Origin of the sequence: Acidovorax sp. A79, assembly GCF_041154505.1 — a bacterium.
GTDB lineage: Bacteria > Pseudomonadota > Gammaproteobacteria > Burkholderiales > Burkholderiaceae_C > Acidovorax.
In genome coordinates, this window is record NZ_AP028672.1 from 3,309,127 (window position 1) to 3,336,100 (window position 26,974).

Genomic DNA, 26,974 nt, shown 5'->3' on the forward strand with positions numbered 1-26,974 from the left:
TGGTGGGTGTGTCTTTGGCGTTCAGCGGCGCGGCACCAGCGTGCCGGGCAGCGTGCCGCCGTGCAGTGCGTCCACCACGTGCGCGCGGTGTTGCAGCACGGCGCGCTGGTTGATGGAGCCCTTGTCGGTGATCTCGCCCTTGTCCAGCGAGGGCGGCTCGGCCATCAGGTGCGCGCGGGCCACGCGGGTGGCGCTGCCGGTGGACTCGGCCGAAAGCCTGTCCAGCACCTGCTGAAAGTGCTGCTGCACCGGGGCGCTGGCCAGCACCTCGTGCAGGCTGGCGCTCTCGGGCAGGTCGCTGAGCGTGCGGATGGTGGGGGTGGGCACGAGCAGCGCGCCGATCTCTTTCAGGTTGATGCCGGTGATGACCGCGTCCTGCACGTAGGGCGCGCAGGCCGCGATGATCTTCGCGCGCATGGGGCCCACGCTCACGAAGGTGCCGGTACTGAGCTTGAAGTCCTCGGCAATGCGGCCGTCGAACTTCAGGCCCTTGTTCGGGTCGTTCTCGTCGATCCACTTCACGGCATCGCCCGAGCAGTAGAAGCCTTCTTCGTCGAAGGCATCGCGCGTGGCCTCGGCATTGCGCCAGTAGCCGGGCGTGATGTTGGGGCCGCGGTAGCGCACCTCGACCTTGCCGTCCACGGGCACGAGCTTGAGTTCGAGCCCCGGCGTGGGCACGCCGATGTCGCCGGCCTGCACGTCGGGGCTGTTCACGGCCATGCAGAACGGGCAGCCCTCGGTCATGCCCAGGCCCGTGTTCATCACGATGCGCTCGCCGACCTCGCGCTCGGCGCTCTCGAACAGAGAGTCCCAGATGGGCTGCGAGAGCGCGGCTGCGGCAAAGAAAAACATCTTCACGCGGCTGAGCAGGTTCTTGCGCAGCTGCGCGTCTGTCTTCATGGTCTGTGCGATCACCTCGAAACCCGTGGGCACGTTGAAGTACACCGTGGGCGCGATCTCGCGCAGGTTGCGGATGGTCTCGGCCATGCCCTTGGGCGTGGGCTTGCCTTCGTCCAGGTACAGCGTGCCGCCGTTGTAGATGACGATGCCGAAGTTGTGGTTGCCGCCGAAGGTGTGGTTCCACGGCAGCCAGTCCACCAGCACCAGGGGCTCTTCGGCCAGCACCGGCATCGATTGGTTCATCTGCTGCAGGTTGGCGGCCCACATGCCGTGCGTCACGATCACGGCCTTGGGCAGCTTGGTGGAGCCCGAGGTGAACATGAACTTGGCGATGCTGTCGGCCGTGATGGCGCCGTGCGCTGCATCCACGGCCGGCGTGGCGGGGGTGGCCAGCAGGTCGCTGAAGGCCACGGTGCTGCGGCCCGGGATGCTGCCAGTGCCCAGCACCACCTTGACGTCGGCGGCCACGGTGGCCTCGATGGCGCGCGCAAAGCGCGTGGCGTCGCTGGCGAACACCAGGCCGGGGGTCAGCGTGTCCAGCACATGGCGCAGCTTGTCGAAGTCCTGGCTGATGGTGGAGTACGCGGTGGAGACGGTGCACTGCGGCACGCCGGCCACCAGGCAGCCCAGCGACAGCAGCGCGTGGTCCAGGTCGTTTTCGCTCAGGATGGCCACGGGGCGCTCGGCGCCCAGGTGCATGTCGAGCAAGGCCTGGGCAATGCTGCGCGCGGCCTGCCAGGCCTGGCCGTAGGTGACGTGGCGCCACTCGCCCAGGCTGCCGTCGGCGTTCTTCACGCGCTGGGCCATCCAGGTGCGGTCGGGCACGGTCTGGGCCCAGTGCGCGAGCCGGTCGGTCAGGCGCAGCGGGTAGGCCTGCAGGTCTTGCGTGGCCCGCACGTAGACCACGCCGTTGTCTGCCTGGCGCGTGCTGACCTCGGTCACGCCAAAGCGCAGCGGACGGTAGCGGGGGGATGGGTTGCTCGTCATGGGTGCGTGTCGGTGGGCTTGCGCGGGCGCGTGCTGTCTGTGCTATCTGTCCTGTCCGGGGCGCTGCGGTCAGCCCTTCTGGACCTTGGCGGCCTTGCCGTCGAGGAAGGCGCGCACACGCGCCTTGGCCTCGGGGGCGCTCTGCGCGATGGCGGCCATCATGGCTTCGGTCATCAGGCCCTGGTCCGACGGCTGCTCGGCGATGCGCGGCAGCGCGTGCATCAGCGCGTAGTTGGTCAGCGGCGCGTTCTGCCCGATGCGCTGGGCCAGCTCGAAGGCCTTGTCGAACGCCGTGCCGGTGGGCACGAGGTACTGCGCAAAGCCCACGCGCTCGCCGTCCACCGCGTTGTAGACGCGGCCGGTCATCATCATGTCGGTCATGCGCGCCGTGCCGATCAGGCGCGGAATGCGCACCGCGCCGCCGCCGCCCACGAAGATGCCGCGCGAGCCCTCGGGCAGCGCGTAGAAGGTGGACTCGTCGGCCACGCGGATGTGGCAGGCGCTGGCCAGCTCCAGGCCCCCGCCCACCACCGCGCCGTGCAGCGCGGCCACCACGGGCACGGGGCCGAACTGCACGCGGTCCAGCGCCGCATGCCACATGCGCGAGTGGTGCAGGCCCTGGCCCGCATCGCGCTCCTTGAGTTCGGACAGGTCCAGGCCCGAGCAGAAGTGCTCGCCTTCGCCATCGATCACGGCCGCGCCCACGGTGGCGGGCAGGTTGTCCATCACGTCCCGCAGCGCCAGGATCAGGCCGTCGTTCAGGGCATTGCGCTTGGCGGGGCGGGCGAGGCGGATGACCGCGATGTCCTCGCGTTCGCCGCGGATTTCGAGGGAGATGTCGGAGTGCTTGGTCATGGTCATCGAGGTGAGTTGTAGAAATTATGGTTATCAAAAATAACTAAAACAAGGCCGTGGAGGCGGTCTTTGCTAGGTGCTTTCCCTAGCTTTTCTGGGTGCTCATATGATTATGATAAATAACTAAAATGGCACCGATTCACAGCAAGGAACCGTCATGAACGCCTTCATCCCCTACGGCATTTACTGGTCGTCCCCGTTCGCCAAGTGGCAGGGCTCGCTGGCCAACCTCAACGCGCTGCCGCTGGCGGCCACGGTGGGCAAGCAGGCGCTGGCCGCGCGCGGGTACGACCTGGCGGCGGTGGACCTGGCGATCCTCGGCATCACCAACCCGCAGAAGGGCAGCTTCTACGGCCTGCCCTGGGTCACCGGCCTCATGGGCATCGACCGCGTGGCGGGCCCCACGGTGCAGCAGGCCTGCGCCACCAGTGTGCGCGCGCTGCAGATGGCCGCGCAAGAGGTGGCCTGCGGCACGGCCACCAGCGCGCTCTTGGTGATGGCTGACCGCCAGTCCAACGGGCCGGTGGTGTACTACCCCGATTCGAGCGGCACCGGCGGCTATGGCATCACCGAGCACTGGGTGCCCGACAACATGGGCCACGACCCCTACGCCAAGAACCCCATGCTGCAGACGGGCGAAAACGTGGCGGCGCGCTACGGCATCACCACCGAAGAGCAGCACGCGCTCAAGCTGCACCGCTACACGCAGTACCAGGCGGCGCTGGCCGACGACCGCGCCTTCCAGAAGCGCTACATGGCCGATGTGCCGGTCACCGACTCGAAATTCCGCAAGCAGACCGGCACGCTCAGCGCCGACGAAGGCATCTTCCCCACCACCGCCGAAGGCCTGGCCAGGCTCAAGCCGGTCAAAGAAGGCGGCACCGTGACCTTCGGCGGCCAGACGCACCCGGCCGACGGCAATGCGGGCGCCATCGTCACCACGCGTGACCGCGCCCGCGCCGTGGCCACCGACCCCGGCATCGAGGTCGAGATCCTGGGCTTCGGCATGGCGCGCGTGGAGGCCGGCTTCATGCCCATGGCGCCGTCGCCGGCGGCGTTCAACGCCTTGAAGCACGCAGGCCTGTCCATCGCCGACGTGCACGCGATCAAGACGCACAACCCGTTTGCGGTGAACGACATCGCGCTGGCGCGCGACACCGGCTTTGCGTGGGAGCGCATGAACAACTACGGCAGCTCCATCATCTGGGGCCACCCGCAGGCGCCTACCGGCCTGCGCGCCATCATCGAACTCATCGAAGAGCTGGTGCTGCGCGGCGGCGGCGTGGGCCTGTTCACCGGCTGCGCCGCGGGCGACACCGGCTACGCCACCGTGCTGCGCGTGACCGACAGCAGAACCAGCACCACCCCCAAGGCCTGACCATGACGACCACTGCGACGACAACCAGCACTGAACATTCCTTTTCCGCCCCGCTGAACGCCTGGCTGGTCGACGGCGTGCGCACGCCCATGGTCGACTACTGCGGCCCGCTCGGCCATGTGTCGCCCACCGACATGGGCATCAAGGTCGCCCGCGCCGTGCTGGACAAAAGCGGCGTGCCCGCTGCCGACGTGAACTCGGTCATCACCGGCTCGATGGCGCAGGCCGACTTCGACGCCTTCGTGCTGCCGCGCCACATCGGCTTGTATGCGGGCGTGCCGCAGAGCGTGCCGGCCATCCTGGTGCAGCGCATCTGCGGCACGGGCTTCGAGCTGTTCCGCCAGGCCGCGGACCAGATCGCGCTGGGCTATGCCGACGTGGCGCTGGTGGTGGGCACCGAATCCATGACGCGCAACCCGATCGCCGCGTACACGCACCGCACGGGCTTCAAGCTCGGTGCGCCGGTGGAGTTCAAGGACTTCCTGATGGAGGCGCTGATTGACACCGCCGGCCCCGTCACGATGATCGAGACCGCCGAGAACCTGGCCAAAAAATACGGCATCACCCGCGAAGACGTGGACGCGTACGCGGCGCGCTCGTTCGAGCGGGCGCTGCAAGCCCAGGCCGACGGCTTTCTGGCCGGCGAGATCGTGCCGGTGACGAGCGAGAAGTTCGAGTTGGCAGGCTACGCCACGCGCGGCATCACGCTGCCGCGCAAGGTGGCGCAGCTCGACCGCGACACGCACCCGCGCCCCTCGCCCGTCGAGGCCCTGGCGGGGCTGCGCACGGTGTACCCCGGCGGCGTGCAGACGGCGGGCAACAGCTCGGCCCTGGTGGACGCGGCCGTGGGAGCCGTGGTGGCCAGCGATGCCTATGTGCAGCGGCGCGGCCTCAAACCCCTGGCACGCCTGCGTGGCGCGGCTGCCGTCGGTGTGGCGCCCGAATTCATGGGCATCGGCCCCGCACCCGCCATCCGCGCGCTGCTGGCGCGCACCGGGCTCACGCTCGACGACATCGGCCTGTTTGAAATCAACGAAGCGCAGGGCGCGCAGACCATCGCCGTGGAGCGCGAACTGGGCCTGGACCGCGACAAGCTCAACGTGAACGGCGGCGCGATTGCGCTGGGCCACCCCTTGGCCGCCACCGGCGTGCGCCTGACGGTGACCCTGGCGCGCGAGCTGCGCCGGCGCGGGCTGCGCTACGGCATCTCGAGTGCCTGCGTGGGCGGCGGGCAGGGCATTGCCTTGCTCATCGAGAACCCGGATGCTTGAAATTTAAGAGAAATAGGGCTCAAGCGCTTATGGGATAAGCGCGAGCAGCTATCGAAGTAATAGTGTTCAATTGAAGGTCACCATGAAAATCATCACCGCAGCCCAGGCCGGGGCCCTGATCCCAGACAACGCCACCATCTTTCTGGGCGGCCTGGCCGTCTCCAGCCTGCCCGAGGAAGTGCTCAAGGGCGTGGAGAAGAATTTTCTCGACACCGGACACCCGAAGAACGTGACCACCTGGGCCTGCGGCGCCATCGGCAACAGCAAGGACGCGGGCATGGTGCACTTTGCCCACCCGGGCATGATCAAGCGCACCGTGGCGGGCCACTTCGGCCAGACCGGCGCCGAGATGATGAAGATGGTCTTCGACGGCGAGGTGGAGGCGTACAACTTCCCGCAGGGCAGCCTGTCGCACCTCACGCGCCACATCGCCAGCCGCAGCCCCGGGCTGCTGACCAAGGTGGGCCTGGGCACGTTCGTGGACCCCCGCATCGAAGGCGGCAAGCTCAACAGCAAGTCCACCGAAGACCTGGTCAAGCTCGTCGAATTCAACGGCGAGGAATGGCTGTTCTACCCCGCGCCCAAGGTCGATGTGGCCATCATCCGCGGCACCTTGGCCGATGAGAACGGCAACATCACGCTGGACAAGGAAGGCGTGCTGCTCGAGCAGATCAATATCGCCCACGCGGCCAAGGCCAGCGGCGGCATCGTGATCGCGCAGGTGGAGCGCATCGTCAAGGCCGGCAGCCTGCACCCCAAGTCGGTCAAGGTGCCGGGCGTGTCGGTGGACTACGTGGTGGTCAGCCAGCCCGAGAACCACATGCAGACCATCACCACGCAGTTCAACCCCGCGCTGTGCGGCGATGTGCGCGTGCCGCTCAACTCGCTGGCGCCCATGCCGCTGGACGAGCGCAAGGTGATCGCGCGCCGCACGGCGCTGGAGCTCACGCCCGGCGCCATCACCAACCTGGGTATCGGCATCCCGGCCGGCGTGCCGTCGGTGGCGGCGGAAGAGGGCGTGTCCGACCAGTTCACGCTGAGCGTGGAAAGCGGCATCACCGGCGGCATCCCGGCGCAGCTGGGCGACTTCGGCACGGCCTACAACGCCGACGCCATCATCGAGCAGTCGCTGCAGTTCGACTTCTATGACGGCGGCGGGCTGGACGCGAGCTTCCTGGGCCTGGCGCAGGCCGACAACCACGGCAACGTGAACGTGAGCAAGTTCAACGGCCGGCCCGTGGGCTGCGGCGGCTTCGTGAACATCACGCGGTCCACCAAGCACCTGGTGTTCTGCGGCACCTTCACCGCGGGCGGGCTGGAGGTGCAGGTGGCCGACGGCCAGCTCACCATCGTCAAGGAAGGCCGCTCGCGCAAGTTCATCGAGAAGGTCGAGCAGATCACCTTCAACGGGCTGGACGCCGCGCAGCGCGAGCAGAACGTGCTGTTCGTCACCGAGCGCGCCGTGTTCCGTCTGACCACCGAAGGCCTGGAGCTGACCGAGATCGCGCCCGGCATCGACCTGGAACGCGACGTGCTGGCGCACATGGGGTTCAAGCCCCTGATGCGCGATGTGAAGATGATGGACCCGGGCCTGTTCCGTGCCCAGTGGGGCGGGCTGGCGCAGGCAATGGCCGCCAAGGCCAGGTCCGCTGCCTGATACGGAACGGAGCAACCCTGCGCGGGCTCTCAGGAGGCGGGGTCCGGCGAATAGACCTTCTGCAGCAACCGGATCAGCGTCTTGCGCTCGGCGGCGGTCAGGCCCGCCGTGGCGTCCACTTCCAGCTGGGCGGCGGTCTCCTCGGCCTGCACGGTCAGCTCCACCCCCGCGGGCGTGAGGTGCACGCCCATGGCGCGCCCGTCGCTGGGGTGCGGGCGGCGCTCGATCAGCCCGCGCCGCTCCAGCGCGGCGATCAGTCCCACCAGGTTGGGCGGCAGTACATTGAGCGTGGCGCACAGCTGGCGCGAGGTGATGCCCGGGTTGTGGGCCACCAGCGACAGCACGGAAAACTCCACCACCTTCAGGCGGTACACCGCCATGCGCTCCATGAACACCTCGATGACCGCCAGCGACGCACGGCGCGCGTTGTAGCCCACCAGCGTGCGCAGGAAGCTGGTGTCCACGGCCTCCGGCGTGGAGAGCGCGGTGGCGGGGGGCGGTGGGTTTCTGAAGGGGCGGGCGCTGGACATGGGGCGATGGGTGCCGGAGCAAGGTCGGGTTTGGCGACGCATCGGGCAAGACCACTTTCTGACTCCCTTTCGCCGCTGCTGCTTATTTTATATACATCTTTTGCTACTAAAAATATAGCTATATCGCGAAATCGAAAAACGCGGCTCCACCCGCCTCAAGCGGGGCTGCGCAGCACGCGGCGGTATTGCACGGCCTCGGCCACATGGATGACCTCGGTGGTGGGCGAGCCCGCCAGGTCGGCGATGGTGCGCGCCACCTTCAGCGCACGGTGCGTGCTGCGGGCCGACCATCCCAGCCGCGCGGCGGCGGTGTTCAGGAATCTGGCGGCCGCATCGTCCAGCCGCAGGTGCGTGTCGATCTCCTGGCCCTGCAACGCCTGGTTGGCCTTGCCCTGCCGCGCCAGCGCCAGGGCGCGGGCATGTTCCACCCGCCCGCGGATGGCGGCGGTGGGCTCGCCCGCGGGGGCCTGCACCAGTTGCTCGGCGGGGAGGGCGGGCACCTCCACATGCAGGTCGATGCGGTCCAGCAGCGGGCCGCTGAGCTTGCCCTGGTAGCGGTTGATCTGGTCGGGCGTGCAGCGGCACGCGCGTTGCGTGGACCCGAGAAAGCCGCACGGGCAGGGGTTCATCGCCGCGATCATCTGAAAGCGCGCGGGGAAGTCCGCGCGCTGCGCGGCCCGCGAGATGGTGATGTGGCCCGTCTCCAGCGGCTCGCGCAGCGCCTCGAGGGCGGCGCGGGGAAATTCCGGCAGCTCGTCGAGGAAGAGGACGCCGTGGTGGGCCAGCGAGATTTCGCCCGGCCGGGGCGGCGATCCACCTCCGACAAGGGCCACCGCGCTGGCCGTATGGTGGGGCGTGCCCGTGGGCCGTTGCCCCCACAGTTCGGGGCGGAACCGCCCGGCCAGGCTGGCGATCGCTGCGCTCTCCAGCGCCTCGTCCACCGTCATGGCCGGCAGCAGCCCGGCAAAGCGCAGGGCCAGCATGGACTTGCCCGAGCCCGGCGGGCCGGCCATCAGGACACTGTGGGCTCCGGCGGCCGCGATCTCCAGCGCGCGCTTGGCCGTGGCCTGGCCTTTCACGTCGGCCATGTCCAGGGAGGCGGCTGCGGCCGCCATCGGCGTGGCTTGCAGGCGGGTCCAGCCATCGTTGTCCACGGAGGCATCGCCCGCCGCGGCGCTGCCCGGTGGCAGGAAGGCGCGCACCACGTCCAGCAGGTGCCGGGCGCGCACCACCTGCGCGGCGGGCACGAGGGCGGCCTCTTCGGCGCTGCCGGGCGGCAGCACCAGCACGGCGCTGATCTGCTGCGTCTGCAGCGCGAGGCTCGTGGCCAGCGCGCCGCGCACCGGCCGCAGTTCGCCCGACAGCGACAGCTCGCCCGCGAATTCGTGCCCCGGCAGGCGGGCGCCGTCCAGCTGCCCGCTGGCCGCCAGGATGCCCAGCGCGATCGGCAGGTCGAACCGGCCGGAATCCTTGGGCAGGTCGGCGGGGGCGAGGTTGACGGTGATCCGCTTGTTGTGGGGGAACTCCAGCCCCGCGTTCTGCAGTGCCGACCGCACGCGCTCGCGCGCTTCCTTCACTTCCACTTCGGCAAGGCCCACCAGGGTGAAGCTGGGCAGGCCGTTGGCCAGGTGCACTTCGACAGTGACGGACGGCGCCTGCAGCCCCAGAAGGGCGCGGCTTTGCACCAAAGCAAGACTCATGAAGCGATTCCTCCCCAGATGGGTGCGTTTTATGGCGTTCCCGCGCGGGCCCTTGGCGCCATGCACCAATAGCGTGCGTATGGCCGTGGCACGGTGCTGATGCCCACTGTACCGGGGATCGTTGTAACGCGAAGCAACGGCGCGCGCGGATGTATTGCGCCGCGTGGCACGGTCCGTGCTTAAAGCGCTCGTCCCTACTTTGTCCAACCGGAGGAAACATGACCCGCGCCATCATCAAGACCCTGGGCGTTGCCCTTGCAGCATCCCTTCCCCTGCTGGCCAGCGCCCAGCTCACCGGCAACGTCAGCCTGACCACCAACTACAAGTTCCGTGGCCAGGACCAGGACGCCTCCAAGGCCAAGGCCCTCAAGCCCGCGCTGCAAGGCGGTTTTGACTATGCCTTCGGCGAATCCGGCTGGTACGTGGGCAACTGGAATTCCAGCGTGGACTGGCTGGCCAACAACTCGCTCGAAGCCGACCTGTACGGCGGCTACAAGTTCAAGGCCGGCGGCGCCGACCTGGACCTGGGCGCGCTGACCTACATCTACCCCGGCAATGCCAACGGCAACACCACCGAGCTGTATGGCGCGGCCACCATGGGCCCCTTCACCGCCAAGTATTCGCACACCATCTCCAAGGACTACTTCGGCTGGGCCGGCGCCAAGTCCGGCTCGGGCCTGAAGGGCCGCAACACCGGCTACCTGAACCTGGCGTTCGCCCAGGAAGTGGCTCCCAGCGTCACCCTGAAGGCCTCGGTGGGCTTCACCCGCTTCGCCAGCGACATCAAGGACCTGGGCGTGCCCAACTACATGGACTACAGCGTGGGCGGCGCGTATGACTTCGGCAGCGGCCTGTCGCTGGGCGCCGCCGTGGTGGGCGCCAACAAGAAGGCCTTCTTCGGCCACGTCAACAAGTCGCGCGTGATCGTCACGCTCACCAAAACCCTGTAAGCAAGTCTCGATGGGCGCCGGGTGCGCCCATCGTCGGAGGAACCAAAATGAAAATGGTGACAGCCATCATCAAGCCCTTCAAGCTCGACGAGGTGCGTGAAGCACTCTCGGACATCGGCGTGCAAGGCATCACGGTGACCGAGGTCAAGGGCTTCGGCCGCCAGAAGGGCCACACCGAGCTGTACCGCGGCGCGGAGTACGTGGTCGACTTCCTGCCCAAGGTCAAGATCGAGGCCGCCGTGGCGGATGACCTGGTGGACCGCGTGATCGAGTCCATCGAAAGCGCCGCGCGCACCGGCAAGATCGGCGACGGCAAGATCTTCGTGACCCACCTGGAGCAGGTGGTGCGCATCCGCACTGGCGAAACCGGCAAGGAAGCCCTGTAAGGGCCCGGCCGCATCACACCCAAGAAGAGAAACGCCATGAAAAAACTGCTTGCTTCCTTCATTCTGGGGCTGGGCCTGCTGACCATGGGCAACCTGTCCCTGGCCCAGGCGCCCGCCGCCTCCGAGCCGGCCGCCGCCGCGCCCGCTGCGGCGGCCGCTCCCGCCGCTGAAGCCCCTGCGGCTGCCCCTGCTCCCGCGGCCGCCGCTGCAGCCGCTGCACCGGCCGCCGCCGAAGCCCCCGCTCCGGTCCCCAACAAGGGCGACACCGCCTGGATGATGACCTCCACCATCCTCGTGATCCTGATGGTCCTGCCCGGCCTGGCGCTGTTCTACGGCGGCCTGGTGCGCAGCAAGAACATGCTGTCCGTGCTGATGCAGGTGATGGTCACGTTCTCGCTGATCGTGGTGCTGTGGTTCATCTACGGCTACAGCCTGGCCTTCACCGAGGGCGGCGCCTTCATCGGCGGCTTCGACCGGCTGTTCATGAAGGGCATCTGGGACAACGCCGCCGGCACGTTCGCCAACGCCGCCACCTTCAGCAAGGGTGTCGTGATTCCGGAAGTGGTGTTCGCCGCCTTCCAGGCCACGTTCGCCGGCATCACCTGCGCCCTGATCGTCGGTGCGTTCGCAGAGCGCATCAAGTTCAGCGCCGTCATGATGTTCATGGTGCTGTGGTTCACCTTCAGCTACCTGCCGATCGCCCACATGGTGTGGTTCTGGATGGGCCCCGACGCATACGCCTCCAAGGAAGTGGCCGACGCCATGACCGGCAAGGCCGGCCAGATCTGGCAGTGGGGCGCGCTGGACTTCGCCGGCGGTACCGTGGTGCACATCAACGCCGCCGTGGCGGGCCTGGTGGGCGCGTTCATGGTGGGCAAGCGCATCGGCTACGGCAAGGAAGCCATGGCGCCCCACAGCCTGACGCTGACCATGGTCGGTGCCTCGCTGCTGTGGGTGGGCTGGTTCGGCTTCAACGCCGGCTCCGCCCTGGAAGCCAACGGCTTTGCCGCCCTGGCCTTCATCAACACGCTGGTGGCCACCGCCGCCGCCGTGCTGGCATGGTCCATCGGTGAAGCGCTGATGCGCGGCAAGGCGTCGATGCTGGGTGCCGCGTCGGGTGCCGTGGCCGGCCTCGTGGCCATCACGCCCGCTGCCGGCAACGTCGGCATCGGCGGTGCGCTGGTGATCGGCCTCGTGGGCGGCTTCGCCTGCCTGTGGGGTGTGAACGGCCTCAAGAAGCTGCTGGGCGCGGACGACTCGCTCGACGTGTTCGGCGTGCACGGCATCGGCGGCATCGTGGGTGCCCTGCTGACCGGCGTGTTCAATGCGCCTGGCCTGGGTGGCCCCGGCTACGTGGCCGACTGGGTGACCGCCACCATGGTGACCTCCGCCGACTACTCCATCGCCGCCCAGGTGTGGACCCAGACCAAGGCCGTGCTGCTGACCATCGTGTGGTCGGGCGTGGTTTCCTTCGTGGCCTACAAGATCGTCGACCTGACGGTGGGCCTGCGTGTCTCGGAAGAAGACGAACGCGAAGGCCTGGACATCACCTCGCACGGCGAAACAGCGTACAACCGCTGAAGCAGGCCGGTGCGCCCGACGCGCCGCGGTGTCTGGTGGCACCGTGGCGTCGCAACAAGAACAAGCGAGTCGCTCCTTTGGTTGTTGAACCCGCCGGCAACGGCGGGTTTTTTTCGTACCGGGCGGGGGACTTGCTTGTCTGCATTCTGTTCTGGCACGCACGCCCAGAGCACACGTCCGCAGACATCCCTCCCGGCGGTCCCGAGCCATTTGCACGCTCGCTGTTCAAAAAATTCACGCGCTCTCCGCGTGGCGCCGGACATCGCTGGAGCTACGATGCAAGGCATGGACCTCGCCCTTGCCCAGATCGCCGACCGTGTGCGCACCGCCGCCGCCGACCAGACCCCCTTGCGCATCCGGGGCGGGGGCACCAAGGACTTCCATGGCCTGGCGCTGCATGGCGAGGTGCTCGACACCCGCGTGCTGCGCGGCATCGTGAGCTACGAGCCCAGCGAACTGGTCGTCACCGTGCGCGCGGGCACCCCGCTGGCCGAGCTGGAGGCCACGCTGGCCGAACAGGGCCAGTGCCTGCCCTTCGAGCCCCCGCACTTCGCCAAGACCCCGCCGGATGCCGCCACCGTGGGCGGCATGGTGGCGGCCGGCCTGTCGGGGCCGGCCCGCGCCAGCGTGGGCGCGGTGCGCGACTATGTGCTGGGGGTCACGCTGCTCAACGGCCGGGCCGAGCTGCTGAGCTTTGGTGGGCAGGTGATGAAGAACGTGGCGGGCTATGACGTGTCGCGCCTCATGGCCGGCGCCTGGGGCACGCTGGGCCTGCTCACCGAGGTCAGCCTCAAGGTGCTGCCGGTGGCCCCGGCCGAGGCCACGCTGCGCTTCGAATGCAACCAGGCCGATGCCTTGCGCAAGCTGCACGCCTGGGGCGGCCAGCCCCTGCCGCTCAACGCGAGCTGCTGGGTGCAGGACACGGGCACGGGCACCCTCTACGTGCGCCTGCGCGGGGCCGTGGCCGCCGTCGAGGCCGCGTGCAAGACCATGGGTGGCGTGCGCATGGACGACAGCGCCGCCGTGGCTGCCGATTGGGCCGCCTGCCGCGAACAGACCCTGCCCTGGTTCAGCGACCGCGCCCAGCGCCCCGGCCACGCGCTGTGGCGCCTGTCCCTGCCGCCCACGGCCCCCGTGCTCCAACTGCCTGCGGCGGCCCAGCCGCTCATTGAATGGCACGGCGCCCTGCGCTGGGTGCAGGCGCCGGAAGCGGCGGGCGATGCCCTGCGCGAGGCCGCACGCGCGGTGGGCGGAAGTGCTTCTGTTTTCATAGCTTCCAGCGCAGGTGCATCAAGCGGTGGCGGCCAGTTTGGCTTGAAATCCAGTGCGCTGGAGCAGATACACGCGCGCCTCAAGCACAGCTTCGACCCCGCGGGCATCTTCAACCCCGGGCGCATGGCCCGCGCCTGGTAAGCCACGCGCCAGCCTGCGGCACCCATGCGACGCCTGCGCCATCTCACCGGACACCACCGCACGGTGGCGAGCAACCGCGTGCTGGGCCTGCTGCTGGCCTTCAATGCGGGCGCGGTCAATGCCGGGGGGTTCCTGGTGGTGCACCTGTACACCTCGCACATGACCGGCTTTGTCTCGATGCTGGCCGACAACCTCGTGCTGGGCAACATGGCCCTGGTGCTGGGCGCGGTGGGGGCGTTGCTGGCCTTCGTCAGCGGCGCGGCCACCACGGCCGTCATGGTCAACTGGGCGCGCCAGCGCAAGCTGCACAGCAGCTATGCGCTGCCGCTGCTGGTGGTGGCGGTGCTCATGCTGGTGTTCGGCCTGGTGGGCGCCATCACGCTCAACTGGCGCACGCCGTTCGCCGTGCCCACCACGGTGCTGCTGCTGTCGTTCATCATGGGCCTGCAGAACGCCACGGTGACCAAGATGTCCTCGTCCCAGATCCGCACCACGCACATGACCGGCGTGGTGACCGACCTGGGCATCGAGCTGGGCAAGATGCTCTACTGGAACCGCACCGGCACCGCGCCGGAATCCCAGGTGCGCGCCAACCAGGCCCGGCTGCGGCTGTTCGCGGGGCTCGTGGCGATGTTCCTCGTGGGAGGCGTTGCCGGGGCCGCGGGCTTCAAGCACGTGGGCTTCGTGTTCGTGGTGCCGCTGGCGCTGGTGCTGCTGGGGCTGTCGCTGCCCCCCTTGTGGGCCGACCGCGCGCGCCTGCGCCACCCCTTGCGCAAGGCGCTGCCGCTGGAGCCGCCGCTCACTCCGCCGCCCGCGCTCTGAGCGTTTCCGGCCCTGTTTTACCTTCCCCTGTCCAGGCATGCTCCATGCAAACCCAACTCGCCCCTGAATACCGCGCCCGCGCCGATGGCCTGGAGGCCGAGGCCATCCTGCGCAAATGCGTGCACTGCGGCTTCTGCACCGCCACCTGCCCCACCTACCAGCTGCTGGGCGACGAGCTCGACGGCCCGCGCGGCCGCATCTACCTCATCAAGCAGGTGCTCGAGGGCGCCGAGCCCACGCGCAAGACCCAGATGCACCTGGACCGGTGCCTGACCTGCCGCAACTGCGAAAGCACCTGCCCGAGCGGCGTGCAATATGGTCATCTGGTCGATATCGGCCGCAGGATCGTCGATGAGAAAGTCGCCCGCCCGGTGGGCGAGAAGGCCTTGCGCTGGGCGCTGAAGGAGGGCCTGCCTTCGCCCCTGTTCGCCCCCGCCATGAAGGCAGGGCAACTGGTGCGCGGCCTGCTGCCCGCATCCCTCAAGGCCAAGGTGCCTGCGCCCCAAAATGCCGGCGCATGGCCCGTGCGCGAACACGCGCGCAAGGTGCTTTTGCTGGCGGGCTGCGTGCAGCCGGCCATGATGCCCAACATCAACACCGCCACCGCCCGCGTGCTCGACGCCGTGGGCATCCAGACCGTGGTCGCGCCCAAGGCGGGCTGCTGCGGTGCCGTCAAGTTCCACCTCAACGACCAGGACGGCGGCAAGGCCGAGATGCGCGCCAACATCGACGCCTGGTGGCCGCTGGTGGAGCAGGGCGGGGTGGAAGCCATCGTCATGAACGCCTCGGGCTGCGGCGTCACCGTCAAGGAATACGGCCACATCCTCAAGGACGACGCGCAGTACGCCGCCAGGGCCGAACGCATCAGCGCGCTCACGCGCGACCTGTCGGAGCTGCTGCCGGCCCTGCTGCCCGAGCTGGCCGACAAGCTGGCGGGCCGCGCCCAGCCCGCCGCCGACGTGCTGTACGCCTACCATCCGCCGTGCACGCTGCAGCACGGCCAGAAGCTGCGCGGCGGGGTGGAAACGCAGCTTGCGCGCCTGGGGTTCCGGCTGCGCGCGGCGCGCAACGAGGCCCACCTGTGCTGCGGCTCGGCGGGCACGTATTCGGTGCTCAACCCGGACCTGGCGTACCAGCTGCGCGACCGCAAGCTCGGCGTGCTCGGCGAGGCGTTCGGCGACCAGCCCCCGGACGTGATCCTGTCGGCCAACATCGGCTGCATCACCCATTTGCAAAGCGGCACCGGCACGCCGGTGCGCCACTGGATCGAGGTGCTGGACGAAGCCCTGGCCTGACAAGGGGATGCCGCCGCTGGCGGGCTTTTCTCCAACGCTGGCATGATTGAGGGTTTTGTTGCCCTCTCCCTCACCCATTCGCACCGCCATGACCGACTCCGTGCCCGCACAAGAACAACCGAGCGCAGCCCCTGCCACACCGCTGGCGGCGCCTGTTTCGGCCGCACCGGCCGAGGCGGCTGCCGCCGCTCCCGGGGCGTCCGCCGCCGCCGACGCTGCCGGGGCACCCCAGCAGCGCGCGGGCGGATCACGCCGTGGCGGCCGCAACCGCCGCAAGCCCGAAGGGCGCCCGGCGCCAGAGGGCGGCGCCGAGGCCTCTGCCCCCGCACCTGCGGGCGCGCGCGCGCCGCAGCGTGTGCACCCCGCGCTGGAGCAACTGGCGGGGCTCTACCCGCACCTGTTCGGCGCGGTGTTCCGCCCGCTCAAGCGCGGCATCTTCCAGGACCTGCTGGCCGCGCACCCCGAGGTGTTCGAGCGCGAGGCGCTCAAGGTGGCGCTGGGCATCCACACCCGCTCCACGCGCTACCTGCAAAGCGTGGCGGCGGGCGACCGGCGCCATGACCTCTCGGGCCAGCCCGTGGAGGACATGGCCCCCGAGCACGTGCACCACGCGCTGCTGGAGGTCTACCGCCGCAAGAAGGCCCGTGCCACCGAGGACCTGCTGCCCAAGCTGCGCAACCGCATGATGGCCGCGTTCGAGGCCTCGGGGCTCACGCGCGAGGCCTACACCGAGCTGGTGCAGGGCCGCGACGAAGCCGCCAACGCCATCCTCGAAGAGGCCTTTGCCGAATGGTCGGCGCGCAACGCCAAGGACGAGGCTTTGCTGCGCGCGTTCGAGGCCAGCGGCCAGACACTGGAGGCCTTTGCCGACATGTACGGCCTGGTGCCCCGCACCGTGGGCCAGCAGCTCGAGCGCGCTCGCCGCCTCGCCGCCGCGCGGGTGCAGGCCGCGGCGGCCGCGGCCGTGGCCGCCATCGCACCGGCCCCGCAAGACGCCTGACGCGAGAGGCTCGCCCGTGCCGGCGGCACCTTCCAGGCTGATCTTCCTGCCCGGCGTGGGGGGCGACCCCGCGTTCTGGCAACCGGTCTCGTCGGCCATGCCGCTGCCCGCCGCGCGCGTGCTGCTGGGCTGGCCCTGGCGCGATGCAGGAGCCGGCGCGGGGCTGGCGCCGGACGCGGCCGGTGGCATGCAGGATCTGGTCGATGCGGTCACGCCGCACATGGACCGGCCCTGCGCGCTGGTCGCGCAGTCCCTGGGCGGCGTGGTGGCCCTGCTCGCCGCCCTCGAGCGGCCCGACCACCTGACCCACCTGGTGCTCGTGGCCACGTCGGGCGGCGTGCCCATGGACGACCTGCATCCCCACGACTGGCGGCCCGATTTCCTGCGCGCCAACCCCGCGTTTCCGCCGTGGATGGCCCAGGCGCGGTGGGACCTGTCGGCCCGGCTGGCGTCGGTGCGCGCGCCCGCCCTTTTGCTGTGGGGCGACAAGGACCCCATCAGCCCCGTGGCCGTGGGGCGGCGCCTGTGCGGCCTGCTGCCGGGCGCGCGCATGCACGTGCTGCCAGGCGGTGCCCACGACCTGGCCCGCACGCACGCCGGGGCCGTGGCCGGGCACATCCACCGCCATCTGCGGGGCGGCGCCTCAGGGGATGCCGGACAGGGCGCTTCGCAGAACGCCTAGAATCCCGCTGCGGCCCGGTTCATGGGTTGCCGTAAGCGTTTACGTCAATCAGCGTGCCAACCAACGCCGGCCTTGCCGGGGTGGTGGCCCCTTTCCTGTCCCGGCGCGGCCCGCGCCGCGTGGGCGGGCGGGGGCGGCACCTTGTCTGACCGGCTGCTTTCTGGAACTGCAATGAACCACTCTTCGTCGCCCACCCCACCGCCTTCCCCCAGGACCTCCTGGGGCCTGCGCAAGCTGCCCGCACGGTCCGCGGCCTGGGTCATGCCCCTGCTGCTGTCGCTGCTCATGACCTTCATCGTGTCGCTGATCAGCACCGTGCGCGTGGTGGGCTTCTCGCTGGATCTTCCCCGCCTGTGGATGAGCTCCTGGGCACTGTCCTGGCTCGTCGCCTTCCCCACGCTGCTGCTGGTGCTGCCCGTGGTGCGCCGGGTGACGGCCGCCATCGTGGAGCCGCAGGGCTGAGGCCCCCCCGGGGCAGGCTGCTGACACGGTGTGTCAGCAGCCTGCCGCCCGGCCCCCAGCGCGTTGCGCACGCTACTGACATCAGGCTGTCAGCAGCGGGTCCGCACCATCGGTCCTCGCAGCTGCACACCACCGATCGATCCCTCGATCCCCTTCACAGACAAGAGAGGACCAGCCCATGACCACACCCACCACCGTCCAGATTCCCTCATTCAGCGTGGCCGGCATTGCCGTCCGCACGCGCAACAGCGACGAGATGAACCCCGCCATCGCGCGCCTCGGGGGCCTGTGGGAACGCTTCTTCAGCCAGAGCTGGGAGCGCAAGTTGCCTGGCCGCGACAGCGATGGCCGCATCTTCGGCGTCTACAGCGGCTACGAATCCAACGAACACGGCGCCTTCGACGTGACCGCCGGCGTGGCCACGGCCGACCCGGAACTGGCCCAGGCGGTGCCCGGAGCCGCCCGCGTGGACATCCAGGCGGGCGACTACCTCGTCTTCACCGGCCACGGCGACATGCCCCAGATGGTGATCGACACCTGGGTCCGCATCTGGCGCTACTTCGCCGAGAACCCGCAGGTGCAGCGCCGTTTCGGCACCGATTTCGAGGCCTACGAGGGCCCGGACAGCGTGGCCATCCACGTCGGCGTGAAGCCGTAGCGCCACCGGCCTGCCGATGGCGGCGCACCCCGCCCAGCCGCCACGCGCAGCGCCTTGGCGTTGGTGCATGATGCTATATGTTCAATAGCTTCCCGCGCTGATGGCATGAGCGGTGCAAGCCAGGAATACCCACAAGATGTCCCCTTTCATCCATGCGCCGCGCTGACCGCCTTTTCCAGATCGTCCAGCTCATCCGGGGGCGGCGCCTGTCCACGGCGGCGTTCCTGGCCGAGCGGCTCGAGGTGTCTCCGCGCACCATCTACCGCGACGTGGCGGACCTGCAGCACCAGGGCGTGCCCATTGAGGGCGAGGCCGGCGTGGGCTACCGGCTGGGCGCCGGCTTCGAGCTGCCGCCGCTGATGTTCAGCCAGGGCGAGGCCAACGCGCTGGTGGCGGCCGCGCGGCTGGCGCAGGCCTGGCTGGACGCGGGGCTCGCGCGCGAGGTGGAAGGGGCCCTGGGCAAGATCCTGTCGGTGCTGCCGCCGGCCGCGCGCGCGGCGGCCGAGGCGCAGGCGCTGTATGCGCCGTCCGTGGGGCTGGACCCCCGGGCGCAGGCCACCCTGCAGGCCCTGCGCGAGGCGGTGCACAGCCGCCACGTGGTGCAGATCGACTACGCCGACGTGCACGGCCGCCCCAGCCTGCGCCGCCTGCGGCCGCTGGGGTGCTTCTACTGGGGCAAGGTCTGGACGCTGTCGGCCTGGTGCGAGCTGCGCAACGATTTCCGAGGCTTTCGCATCGACCGCATCGTGGACCTCGTGGTGCTGGAGGAGCAGTTTCGCCAGGAGCCCGGCAAGACGCTGGCCGACATGCTGCGCAAGGTGGAGGCGGAGATGGCCTCGCGGCCGCCCGAATGGCCGCCCGCGCCGACGCCCGGGCTGACGGCCTGAAGGCCTTCAGGCCCTGGGCCGCGCCGGCCCGCCAGGCATCAGCCGCGCCGGGCCGCCTCGATCGTGGCGATGTCGATTTTTTTCATCCCCATCATGGCTTCGAACGCGCGCGCGGCCGCCGCCTTGTCGGGACCGGTGACCGCGGCCGTCAGGGCCCGGGGCGTGATCTGCCACGACAGGCCCCAGCGGTCCTTGCACCAGCCGCAGGCGCTTTCCTGGCCGCCATTTCCGACAATCGCATTCCACAGACGATCGGTTTCGGCCTGGTCGTCGGTCGCCACCTGGAACGAGAAAGCCTCGCTGTGCCGGAAGGCGGGGCCTCCGTTCAGGCCCAGGCAGGGGATGCCCATCACCGTGAACTCGACCGTCAGGACGTCGCCCTGCCGGCCCGAGGGAAAGTCCCCGGGCGCCCGGTGGACCGCGCCCACGGCGCTGTCCGGAAACGTCTCGGCATAGAACTTCGCGGCATCCAGCGCGGTGCCGTCGTACCACAGACATACCGTGTTCTTGCTGACCATCTTGGTGCTCCTTGGGGGCGGGACAGCGCCGTAGCCTCTCACATCTGGCGGCAGGCTGCAATGCGCGCGAGGGGCCTTGGGTGGCGGGGCATTGGTGGTGCGGTGGCTTCTTGATGCTATTAAAAAAATAGCTATTTGCGCAGATTCGATAAGCGCTGATGGGACTTTGAGCTACAGATGCCCGGCCTGGAAGACGGCCCTCGCATGGGGCGCCAGGGCCGTGGGCCTGGGGTGCGGGCCTGGGGTGCGGCGGTCCTGGCACCATAGTGCAACGAATTGCTACGCACCGGGATTTGCATGCGGTTTCGGAATGCTCGATCAAGGATTCCGGACCCCCAGGACAATCCGGGCCGGCGCCGTCGCCGTCGCGCAAGATCCGCTGCCGCGCCTGGGGCGCATGGCGGCCGCGAACCCGTCGTGCCCACCGGCGCCACGGCCTCCCTGGCGGCCGACCAGGCCGGCAATGCGCGGTAGCTGGGCGCCGCCCGCGTGGCACCCGGGCACGCCGTGGTGCATGAAGGAGGCTGCGGGGCGCTGGCGCCCGCGCGACTGGGGCTGGTGGTGGAGCCGCGGGTCCTGGTGGCCGGGACGGTGGTGCGGCGTGTGGCGTGGCTGCGGCCGCTGTTCGGGTTGCCGGGCGGGCGCGGGCGCGTTCCGAAGACAATGCCCGCATGCAGCCCCGCTCCCATGCCCCCGGCGTCCAGCCCGTGATCCGGCCGGCGACCGATGCCGACAGCCACGCCGGCCTGGCCCGCGTGTGGCGCAGGGCCTGGCGTTCCGCCAACCCCTCGGTGAGGCCCGTGGCTCCGCCCGACCACTGGGAGGCGCGGGTGCGCGCGGAATTCGGTCCGCCATGTGCGGTGCTGGTGCGTGCGGTGGGGCCGGAGGTCACGGCGTTCCTGGTGCTGGACGTGGGCGGCGCGCATCTGCACCAGCTGTTCGTGGACCCCGCATGCCAGGGCCGGGGCGTGGGGGCCGAAATGCTGCAGCAGGTGATCCGCCTGTGCCCGGGCGGCTGGACCCTGCACGTGGCCACGGGCAACCACGGCGCGCGCCGCTTCTATGCGCGCCATGGCCTGGTGGAGGGGCCGGTCGATACCCATCCGGCCACGGGCCGCGAGCGGGTGCTGTGCCGCTGGGCGCCTGCGGCGGCAGCGGCAGCAGGCTGAGCGCGGCCTCAGGCCGCGAGGGCCGCCTCGATGTCGCCCGCCAGCTTCTTGGGCGCGTCCTGCGGCGCATAGCGGCGGATCACGCGGCCGTCCTTGCCAACCAGGAACTTGGTGAAATTCCATTTGATCGCCTTGCTGCCCAGCAGGCCGGGCGCTTCGGCGGCGAGCCACTGGTACAGGGGCGACGCATTGGCACCGTTCACATCGATCTTGGCCATCATCGGAAAGCTCACGCCGTAGTTGAGCTGGCAGAAGCTCGCGATCTCGTCGTTGCTGCCCGGGTCCTGGCTGCCGAACTGGTTGCAGGGAAAGCCCAGCACCACCAGGCCCTGGCCGCCGTACTGCTTGTGCAGCTCTTCCAGGCCCCCGAACTGGGGCGTGAAGCCGCAGGCGCTGGCGGTGTTCACGATGAGCAGCACTTTGTCCTTGTATTGCGACAAGGGCACGGTCTGGCCGTTCATCTGCTGGGCTTCAAAGTCGTAGATGCTGTCGGGCATGGCGCATGCTCCTGAAGGTGGAAGACTGTGCATGGTAGGGGTTGCGCCCCTTTTCTGCTTTTCGCCCCGGCGGTTCAGGGGGTGCTGGGGCCTGCCCTGCGGAACTGCAGCGCGGCGAGCAGGGACGCCAGCAGGATCATCGCCCCGCCCAGCACGGTGCGCGTGTTCAAGGCCGAGGCGCCCAGCAGCGCGGAAGACACGCTGGCGAACATCACCTCCGACAGCATCACCAGCGCCGTGGTGCCGGCTGCCAGGCGCGCGGCGCCGAACTGCAGCGCCCAGTTGCCCAGCATCAGCACGCCGGCCAGCAGCAGGCCGGTGACGACCCAGGTGCTGTTGGGGGCGGGGAAGGGATCGACCACGCCCACCTGCAGCCCGAGGCCAGCCACGGCCAGCGCCATGAGCATGCAGCCGCCGAACATGGTGGCCATGCGCGCCGGCCCGGGCACGGCGTGCAGGCGGCGCAGGGTGACGTTGGTGAGCGCGAACATGAAACCGCCCAGCAGGGCCAGCGCGTCGGCCAGGCTGAGGGTCTGCAGCAGCCGGGCGGCGGGCGCGCCCTCGGGCAGCAGCACCAGCACCACGCCGGCGAAGGCCAGGGCCAGGCGCAGCAGCGCGGCGGGCGTGGGGCGTTCGCCCAGGACCCGCCAGGCCAGCAGCACGGCCCAGGCAGGCATGAGATAGAACAGCAGGATCACGCGCACCACGTCGCCGATGGTCACGGCCCAGTTGAAGGCCACGTTGTTCAGCCCCGAGGCCAGCGCCAGCAGCCACAACTGCGGATGTTCGCGCACCTGCCGCAGGATGCCCGGGCGCCAGGCCATGAGCGCGAGCAGCACCACGGCGTACATGCAGGCCGTGGCCCACAGCGGATGCAGCCCCGCCTGGTGCATGTGCTGGAACGGCCACCACGCCAGGCCCCAGACGAAGGCGTTGAACAGCAGGGCGGCAAAGGGCAGGGGAGATTGCATCGAGAATAAGAATAGGCTCTAGCGCTTGATGGATAAGCGTCAATAGCTATCGATTATGTAGCAACTTGCGCAAGTGAGGCGGCGCCAAAAACTGGCACGCCTCCCCGCCAGTGCACCCGTGGAACTGGCTCTGCCAGGCCACTGGGTGCGTCCCCCTCCGGGGGAAGCGGCGCAGCCGCTCAGGGGGGCAACTCAATGATGCGTATCGTGCCGCGCAATGTGCAGCAGGTGGTTCACTTCGTCGCGGTGGTTGATGCAGTTGCGCTGGTGCCAGCGGCGGATGATCCACATGATGGCCGCCACCACGAGGCCGAAGGTGATGATCGCACCAAACACCGACAGGCCCAGCTTGAGCGACAGGCTGTAGAACGCGCCCAGGCCCAGGATGCAGGCCTGCTCGTTGAAGTTCTGCACGGCGATCGAGCGGCCCGCGCCCATGAGGTTGTGGCCCCGGTGCTGCAGCAGCGCGTTCATGGGCACCACCAGGTAGCCGCCCAGGCCGCCCAGCAGGATGAGGAAGGGGATCGCGAGCCAGATGTTGCTGATGAACACCATCAGGATCAGCAGCAGCCCCATGGCGATGCCCAGCGGGATCACCCGGGTGGCCATGTCCAGGCGCATGCGCATCGAGGCCACCACCGCGCCCACGGCGGTGCCGATGGCCACCACCCCGGTGAGTGCCGAGGCCTGCGTGGTGTTGTAGCCCAGCGCCACGGCGGCCCAGGCCAGCACGATGAACTTGAGGTTGCCGCCCGCGCCCCAGAACAGGGTGGTGGTGGCCAGCGAGATCTGGCCGAGCTTGTCGCGCCACAGGCGGCCGTTGCAGGCCCAGAAGTCCGGCAGCAGGGCCAGCGCGTTGGAGAACACGCTGCGCGCGGGGTCGGCGCGCAGGGGGCGCATTTCCACGCCGGTGTGCGGGATGCGGGTGTTGAACCAGGCCGCCAGCGCATACACCGCGATCAGCGCGGCGATGGCGGACTCGGCGGGGGTGTCCACACCCGTGTCGATCATCGGCAGGTCGAAGCCCAGCAGCATGCCCGACAGGTGCTGCCCCACGAGCTGCCCGCCGAACAGCACGCCCAGGATGATGGACGCGATGGTGAGCCCCTCGATCCAGCCATTGGCCTTGACCAATTGCGAGGCGGGAAGGAGTTCCGTGAGGATGCCGTATTTGGCGGGCGAGTAGGCCGCGGCGCCCAGACCCACCACCGCATAGGCGATGAGCGGGTGCGAACCGAACAGCATCATCAGGCAGCCCACCACCTTGATGGCGTTGCTGACGAACATGACCTTGCCCTTGGGCAGGGCGTCGGCAAAGGCGCCGACGAAGGGCGCCAGCACCACATAGAACAGCGCGAACATGGGCACCAGGGCGGCGCGCTGCCACTCGGGAGCGCCTTCTGTGCGCAAAAGCTCCACGGCGGCCACGAAAAGTGCATTGTCGGCCAGCGAGCTGAAAAACTGCGCCGACATGATGGTGTAGAAACCGCGCTTCATCGAATGGCTGGTGGCTGCATCAGTTCGGCTGATGCCCTGTTAAATGTGGGGACCCTGGCAAGTGACGGACGGTTATATCACGCGGATAAACGGCCACGGTGCCAGAATCCTGCGCGTATTCCCCGGTAAATCCCTTGCCCCACCTGGTCCTTTCCATGCCCCGTCCCATCGCCGCCACCATCCACACCGCAGCCCTGCACCACAACCTGGAGCGTGTCCGACAGGCGGCGCCCGATGCCAAGGTCTGGGCCGTGGTCAAGGCCAATGCCTACGGGCACGGCATCGAACGCGCGTACGAAGGCCTGCGTGGCGCCGACGGCTTCGCGCTGCTGGACCTGGCCGAGGCCGAACGCGTGCGGCATCTGGGCTGGCGCGGGCCCATCCTGCTGCTCGAAGGCGTGTTCGAGCCGCGCGACCTGGAGCTGTGCTCGCGCCTGGGCCTGTGGCACGCGGTGCATTGCGACGAGCAGATCGACATGCTGGCCGCCCACAAGACGCAGGTGCCGCACCGCGTGTTCCTCAAGATGAACTCGGGCATGAACCGGCTGGGCTTCGCGCCGCAGCGCTTTCGCGCGGCCTGGGCGCGGCTCAACGCGCTGCCGCAGGTGGACGAGATCTCGTTCATGACCCACTTCAGCGATGCGGACGGCCCCAGGGGGGTGGCGCACCAGCTGGCCGTGTTCAACACCGCCGCCCAGGACCTGCCGGGCGAGCGCACGCTGAGCAACAGTGCCGCCACCCTGCGCCACGCGGCGGACGCGCGCGTGCGCGCCGACTGGGTGCGCGCCGGCATCGCGCTGTATGGCAGCGCGCCCGACTACCCCGAGCATGACGCCAGCCATTGGGGCATGCGCCCCACGATGACCCTCGCCACCCGCCTCATCGCCACGCAGCAGCTGCAGGCGGGCGACACCGTGGGCTATGGCTCGCGCTTCACGGCCGAGGGGCCGCTCTTGATCGGCGTGGCGGCCTGCGGCTATGCCGACGGCTACCCGCGCCACTGCGATACCGGCACCCCGGTGCTGGTCAACGGCGTGCGCACGCGGCTGGTGGGGCGGGTGAGCATGGACATGGTGACGGTGGACCTCACGCCGCTGCAACAGGCGGGCGTGGCCGCAGGGTTTGGCGCGGAAGTCACGCTGTGGGGCCAGGCCACCAACGGCACGGTACTGGGCGTGGACGAGGTGGCCAGCGCCGCAGGCACCGTCAGCTGGGAGCTGCTGACGGCACTGGCCCAGCGCGTGCCCGTGTCGGTGGATGGCATCGGCTGATCCGAACCGTCGACAAGTTCACGCAAGGCGGGGCGCGGGGCTGCACCGCCGGGCCAAAGTGGTGTGAAATGGCGCGGCGCTGGCACGCAACACCGCCGGCCGCCCCCCTCTTTCCACCGCAGGTGTTTCCTCCATGGCCACTTCCCGCAGCGACCGCAAGAGCAATAGCAAGAAGAAAACCTCCACCTGGCGCTCCGTGCGCATGCCCCACCACGGCACGGTGGCGCGCACCCTGCAGCAGCGCTACAGCCTGCGCTGGCATGGGCTGCTGATCGGCAGCTTCACGTTGCTGCTGATGTGGTGCACCTCCCACGTGCAGATGCTGGTGGGCGTGGAGTCGCTGGCGCTGCGGTATTTCGTCACCCTCTCGGTCGGCTACCTGGGGTACCTGCTGGTGCTGCGGGCCTGGGCGGCGCGGCTGGTGCGGCAGGACCGCGACACGGGTGGCGATGGCAGCGGCCTGGATGTGCCCGACGTGTCCTGGCCCGGCAACGGGCCGTCGGGCGGTGGCGGTGGCCAGGTGCCGCTGCCGCGCACGGGCGGCGGTGATTTTGGCGGTGGCGGAGCGTCGGGCGATTTTGGTGGCGCATGGACGCAGGGCCTGTCCAGCGGGGGCTCCGGCGGCGATTCCAGTGCGCTGGGCGACCTGGCCAGTGGCGCCGCCGACGCCTTGGGCAGCGCCGACGAAGGCGCCGTGGTGGTCGTGCCCGTGGTGGCGATCTTCCTCATCGGCGCGGCGATCATTTTTGGCGCGGGCTCGCTGGCCATGCTGTTCTTTGGCTGGGATGTGCTGCTGACCGTGGCGGTGGAGATCGCCTTCTCGGTGGCCACTGCGCGGGCCGCCGTGGGCGTGGAGCGCGAGGGCTGGCTCACGGCCGCCGTGCGCCTGACCTGGAAGCCCTTGCTGGGCGCGTTGGTCTGCGCCGTGGTGCTGGGCGCCACCATCGACCATTTCCTGCCCGGCGTGCAGTCGCTGCCCCAGGCCGTGCGCGTGATCCAGGGGCAGTGATGCAAAAGGCAGAACGCTACTAAATTAGTAGCTTGAAATATAGACTTATCAAGCGGTAGGGGCCGGTTCTTTTCATGTCCTGGCGCCTCCCGGCCTGGGTCAGGCTGGCCCCGCGTTCCCTCTCCCGGCCTCAGCGGCGGCAGTCCCGGCCACCTTCGCAGCCGGTCTCGATGGCGTCCAGGTTGCTGCGCACCTGCGCCAGCAGGGCGAGCAGCTGGGCCTGCGTGGCGTCGTCGCACCCTTTGAGCAGGGACGCCGCCAGCCCCCGGCGGGCGTCGCGCAGCGCCTGGTGCAGGGCCGCACCCTGGGCGCTCAGGCGCAGGCAGCGGCTGCGTTTGTCCTCGGCATTCGGTGCGCTCTCCAGCCAGCCCTTGTCCTGCAGCATCCCCACCATGCGGGCCACCTGTGCCTTGTCGGCGCCGCTGTGGGCGACCAGTTCGCGCTGCGTGGTGCCGGGGTGGCGGCCCACGAACATCAGCGCCCGCACTTCGTTGTGCGTCAGGTCGGGGTGGATGGCGGCCATGGCGCGCACCATGTGGGCCCGGTAGACATGCAGCAGGTCGTGCATGGCTTCAAAGACATCGGCGGGCGCGTGGGTGGTCATGGGGATTTGTGGTTGACAAAATCA

At 69.3% G+C, this 26,974-nt stretch carries 26 protein-coding genes; 17 read left to right on the plus strand and 9 right to left on the minus strand.

Features of this window, described 5'->3' with window-relative positions; translation table 11 throughout:
• Nucleotides 1–21: 21 nt before the first annotated feature.
• On the minus strand, nucleotides 22–1,887 hold the full coding sequence (locus tag ACAM51_RS15145) for a feruloyl-CoA synthase (protein ID WP_369641098.1): 1,866 nt from the start codon (nucleotides 1,885–1,887) through the stop codon (nucleotides 22–24).
• A gap of 69 nt (nucleotides 1,888–1,956) precedes the next feature.
• Nucleotides 1,957–2,742 (minus strand): crotonase/enoyl-CoA hydratase family protein, encoded by a 786-nt coding sequence (locus ACAM51_RS15150; protein ID WP_218296607.1) that lies wholly within the window; start codon nucleotides 2,740–2,742, stop codon nucleotides 1,957–1,959.
• 157 nt (nucleotides 2,743–2,899) lie between these two features.
• Here ACAM51_RS15150 and ACAM51_RS15155 point away from each other — a divergent pair, with 157 nt between their 5' ends.
• The 3 genes from ACAM51_RS15155 to ACAM51_RS15165 all read left to right on the plus strand — a co-directional run bounded on the left by ACAM51_RS15155 (nucleotide 2,900) and on the right by ACAM51_RS15165 (nucleotide 7,048).
• Nucleotides 2,900–4,120 carry a thiolase family protein gene (locus ACAM51_RS15155; protein WP_369641099.1) on the plus strand — a complete coding sequence of 407 codons (1,221 nt, stop codon included), beginning with the start codon at nucleotides 2,900–2,902 and terminating at the stop codon, nucleotides 4,118–4,120.
• A 2-nt stretch (nucleotides 4,121–4,122) separates the two neighbouring features.
• Nucleotides 4,123–5,391: an acetyl-CoA C-acyltransferase gene (locus ACAM51_RS15160; protein ID WP_369641100.1), complete on the plus strand. Its 1,269-nt coding sequence runs from the start codon at nucleotides 4,123–4,125 to the stop codon at nucleotides 5,389–5,391.
• Between the two features lie 82 nt (nucleotides 5,392–5,473).
• Nucleotides 5,474–7,048: an acyl CoA:acetate/3-ketoacid CoA transferase gene (locus tag ACAM51_RS15165; protein WP_369641101.1), complete on the plus strand. Its 1,575-nt coding sequence runs from the start codon at nucleotides 5,474–5,476 to the stop codon at nucleotides 7,046–7,048.
• A 29-nt stretch (nucleotides 7,049–7,077) separates the two neighbouring features.
• On the opposite strand, the gene ACAM51_RS15170 is transcribed toward ACAM51_RS15165, so the two are convergent.
• Both ACAM51_RS15170 and ACAM51_RS15175 read right to left on the minus strand, forming a co-directional pair.
• Nucleotides 7,078–7,578: a MarR family winged helix-turn-helix transcriptional regulator gene (locus ACAM51_RS15170; RefSeq protein ID WP_369641102.1), complete on the minus strand. Its 501-nt coding sequence runs from the start codon at nucleotides 7,576–7,578 to the stop codon at nucleotides 7,078–7,080.
• 155 nt (nucleotides 7,579–7,733) lie between these two features.
• The gene (locus ACAM51_RS15175; RefSeq protein ID WP_218296612.1) at nucleotides 7,734–9,278 is read right to left on the minus strand and encodes a YifB family Mg chelatase-like AAA ATPase; all 1,545 of its coding nucleotides are present in this window, start codon (nucleotides 9,276–9,278) and stop codon (nucleotides 7,734–7,736) included.
• 218 nt (nucleotides 9,279–9,496) lie between these two features.
• Between ACAM51_RS15175 and ACAM51_RS15180 the strand changes: the two genes are divergently transcribed.
• The 11 genes from ACAM51_RS15180 to ACAM51_RS15230 all read left to right on the plus strand — a co-directional run bounded on the left by ACAM51_RS15180 (nucleotide 9,497) and on the right by ACAM51_RS15230 (nucleotide 19,414).
• Entirely contained in the window at nucleotides 9,497–10,228 is a 732-nt protein-coding gene (locus ACAM51_RS15180; RefSeq protein ID WP_218296613.1) for a TorF family putative porin, read from the plus strand.
• Between the two features lie 47 nt (nucleotides 10,229–10,275).
• Nucleotides 10,276–10,614, plus strand: a complete 339-nt coding sequence (glnK, locus tag ACAM51_RS15185) for a P-II family nitrogen regulator (RefSeq protein WP_010466918.1) — start codon at nucleotides 10,276–10,278, stop codon at nucleotides 10,612–10,614.
• Between the two features lie 36 nt (nucleotides 10,615–10,650).
• The gene (gene amt / locus ACAM51_RS15190; protein WP_369641103.1) at nucleotides 10,651–12,195 is read left to right on the plus strand and encodes an ammonium transporter; all 1,545 of its coding nucleotides are present in this window, start codon (nucleotides 10,651–10,653) and stop codon (nucleotides 12,193–12,195) included.
• Nucleotides 12,196–12,471: 276 nt separating this feature from the next.
• Nucleotides 12,472–13,608: a glycolate oxidase subunit GlcE gene (gene glcE / locus ACAM51_RS15195; RefSeq protein WP_369641104.1), complete on the plus strand. Its 1,137-nt coding sequence runs from the start codon at nucleotides 12,472–12,474 to the stop codon at nucleotides 13,606–13,608.
• A gap of 24 nt (nucleotides 13,609–13,632) precedes the next feature.
• Complete coding sequence (locus ACAM51_RS15200; RefSeq protein WP_218296616.1) at nucleotides 13,633–14,430, plus strand: YoaK family protein; 798 nt, start codon at nucleotides 13,633–13,635, stop codon at nucleotides 14,428–14,430.
• 44 nt (nucleotides 14,431–14,474) lie between these two features.
• A complete protein-coding gene (gene glcF / locus ACAM51_RS15205; RefSeq protein ID WP_369641105.1) occupies nucleotides 14,475–15,725 on the plus strand; it encodes a glycolate oxidase subunit GlcF in 1,251 nt (416 codons plus the stop codon).
• A gap of 88 nt (nucleotides 15,726–15,813) precedes the next feature.
• A complete protein-coding gene (locus ACAM51_RS15210) occupies nucleotides 15,814–16,725 on the plus strand; it encodes a ProQ/FINO family protein (protein WP_369641106.1) in 912 nt (303 codons plus the stop codon).
• A 16-nt stretch (nucleotides 16,726–16,741) separates the two neighbouring features.
• Nucleotides 16,742–17,407 (plus strand): alpha/beta fold hydrolase, encoded by a 666-nt coding sequence (locus tag ACAM51_RS15215; protein ID WP_369641107.1) that lies wholly within the window; start codon nucleotides 16,742–16,744, stop codon nucleotides 17,405–17,407.
• A 171-nt stretch (nucleotides 17,408–17,578) separates the two neighbouring features.
• Nucleotides 17,579–17,869, plus strand: a complete 291-nt coding sequence (locus ACAM51_RS15220; protein WP_218339154.1) for a DUF2798 domain-containing protein — start codon at nucleotides 17,579–17,581, stop codon at nucleotides 17,867–17,869.
• Between the two features lie 178 nt (nucleotides 17,870–18,047).
• Complete coding sequence (locus ACAM51_RS15225; protein ID WP_369641108.1) at nucleotides 18,048–18,527, plus strand: GyrI-like domain-containing protein; 480 nt, start codon at nucleotides 18,048–18,050, stop codon at nucleotides 18,525–18,527.
• Nucleotides 18,528–18,679: 152 nt separating this feature from the next.
• Complete coding sequence (locus ACAM51_RS15230; protein WP_218296621.1) at nucleotides 18,680–19,414, plus strand: YafY family protein; 735 nt, start codon at nucleotides 18,680–18,682, stop codon at nucleotides 19,412–19,414.
• A gap of 38 nt (nucleotides 19,415–19,452) precedes the next feature.
• Here ACAM51_RS15230 and ACAM51_RS15235 read toward each other — a convergent pair whose 3' ends face one another.
• Complete coding sequence (locus ACAM51_RS15235) at nucleotides 19,453–19,932, minus strand: VOC family protein (protein WP_218296622.1); 480 nt, start codon at nucleotides 19,930–19,932, stop codon at nucleotides 19,453–19,455.
• A 671-nt stretch (nucleotides 19,933–20,603) separates the two neighbouring features.
• On the opposite strand from ACAM51_RS15235, the gene ACAM51_RS15240 reads away from it, so the two are divergent.
• The gene (locus ACAM51_RS15240) at nucleotides 20,604–21,101 is read left to right on the plus strand and encodes an N-acetyltransferase family protein (RefSeq protein WP_369641109.1); all 498 of its coding nucleotides are present in this window, start codon (nucleotides 20,604–20,606) and stop codon (nucleotides 21,099–21,101) included.
• Between the two features lie 8 nt (nucleotides 21,102–21,109).
• Here ACAM51_RS15240 and ACAM51_RS15245 read toward each other — a convergent pair whose 3' ends face one another.
• The 3 genes from ACAM51_RS15245 to lplT all read right to left on the minus strand — a co-directional run bounded on the left by ACAM51_RS15245 (nucleotide 21,110) and on the right by lplT (nucleotide 24,066).
• Nucleotides 21,110–21,598, minus strand: coding sequence for a glutathione peroxidase (locus ACAM51_RS15245; protein WP_218296623.1), 489 nt, complete (start codon nucleotides 21,596–21,598; stop codon nucleotides 21,110–21,112).
• Nucleotides 21,599–21,672: 74 nt separating this feature from the next.
• Nucleotides 21,673–22,569 (minus strand): DMT family transporter, encoded by an 897-nt coding sequence (locus tag ACAM51_RS15250; RefSeq protein WP_369641110.1) that lies wholly within the window; start codon nucleotides 22,567–22,569, stop codon nucleotides 21,673–21,675.
• A gap of 192 nt (nucleotides 22,570–22,761) precedes the next feature.
• Nucleotides 22,762–24,066: a lysophospholipid transporter LplT gene (gene lplT / locus ACAM51_RS15255; RefSeq protein ID WP_218296625.1), complete on the minus strand. Its 1,305-nt coding sequence runs from the start codon at nucleotides 24,064–24,066 to the stop codon at nucleotides 22,762–22,764.
• A 155-nt stretch (nucleotides 24,067–24,221) separates the two neighbouring features.
• On the opposite strand from lplT, the gene alr reads away from it, so the two are divergent.
• Both alr and ACAM51_RS15265 read left to right on the plus strand, forming a co-directional pair.
• Nucleotides 24,222–25,337 (plus strand): alanine racemase, encoded by a 1,116-nt coding sequence (gene alr, locus ACAM51_RS15260; protein WP_369641111.1) that lies wholly within the window; start codon nucleotides 24,222–24,224, stop codon nucleotides 25,335–25,337.
• Nucleotides 25,338–25,470: 133 nt separating this feature from the next.
• Nucleotides 25,471–26,346 carry a hypothetical protein gene (locus tag ACAM51_RS15265; protein ID WP_369641112.1) on the plus strand — a complete coding sequence of 292 codons (876 nt, stop codon included), beginning with the start codon at nucleotides 25,471–25,473 and terminating at the stop codon, nucleotides 26,344–26,346.
• A 130-nt stretch (nucleotides 26,347–26,476) separates the two neighbouring features.
• Here the strand turns inward: ACAM51_RS15265 and ACAM51_RS15270 are convergent, their stop codons facing one another.
• On the minus strand, nucleotides 26,477–26,950 hold the full coding sequence (locus ACAM51_RS15270) for a MarR family winged helix-turn-helix transcriptional regulator (protein ID WP_369641113.1): 474 nt from the start codon (nucleotides 26,948–26,950) through the stop codon (nucleotides 26,477–26,479).
• Nucleotides 26,951–26,974 lie beyond the last annotated feature (24 nt).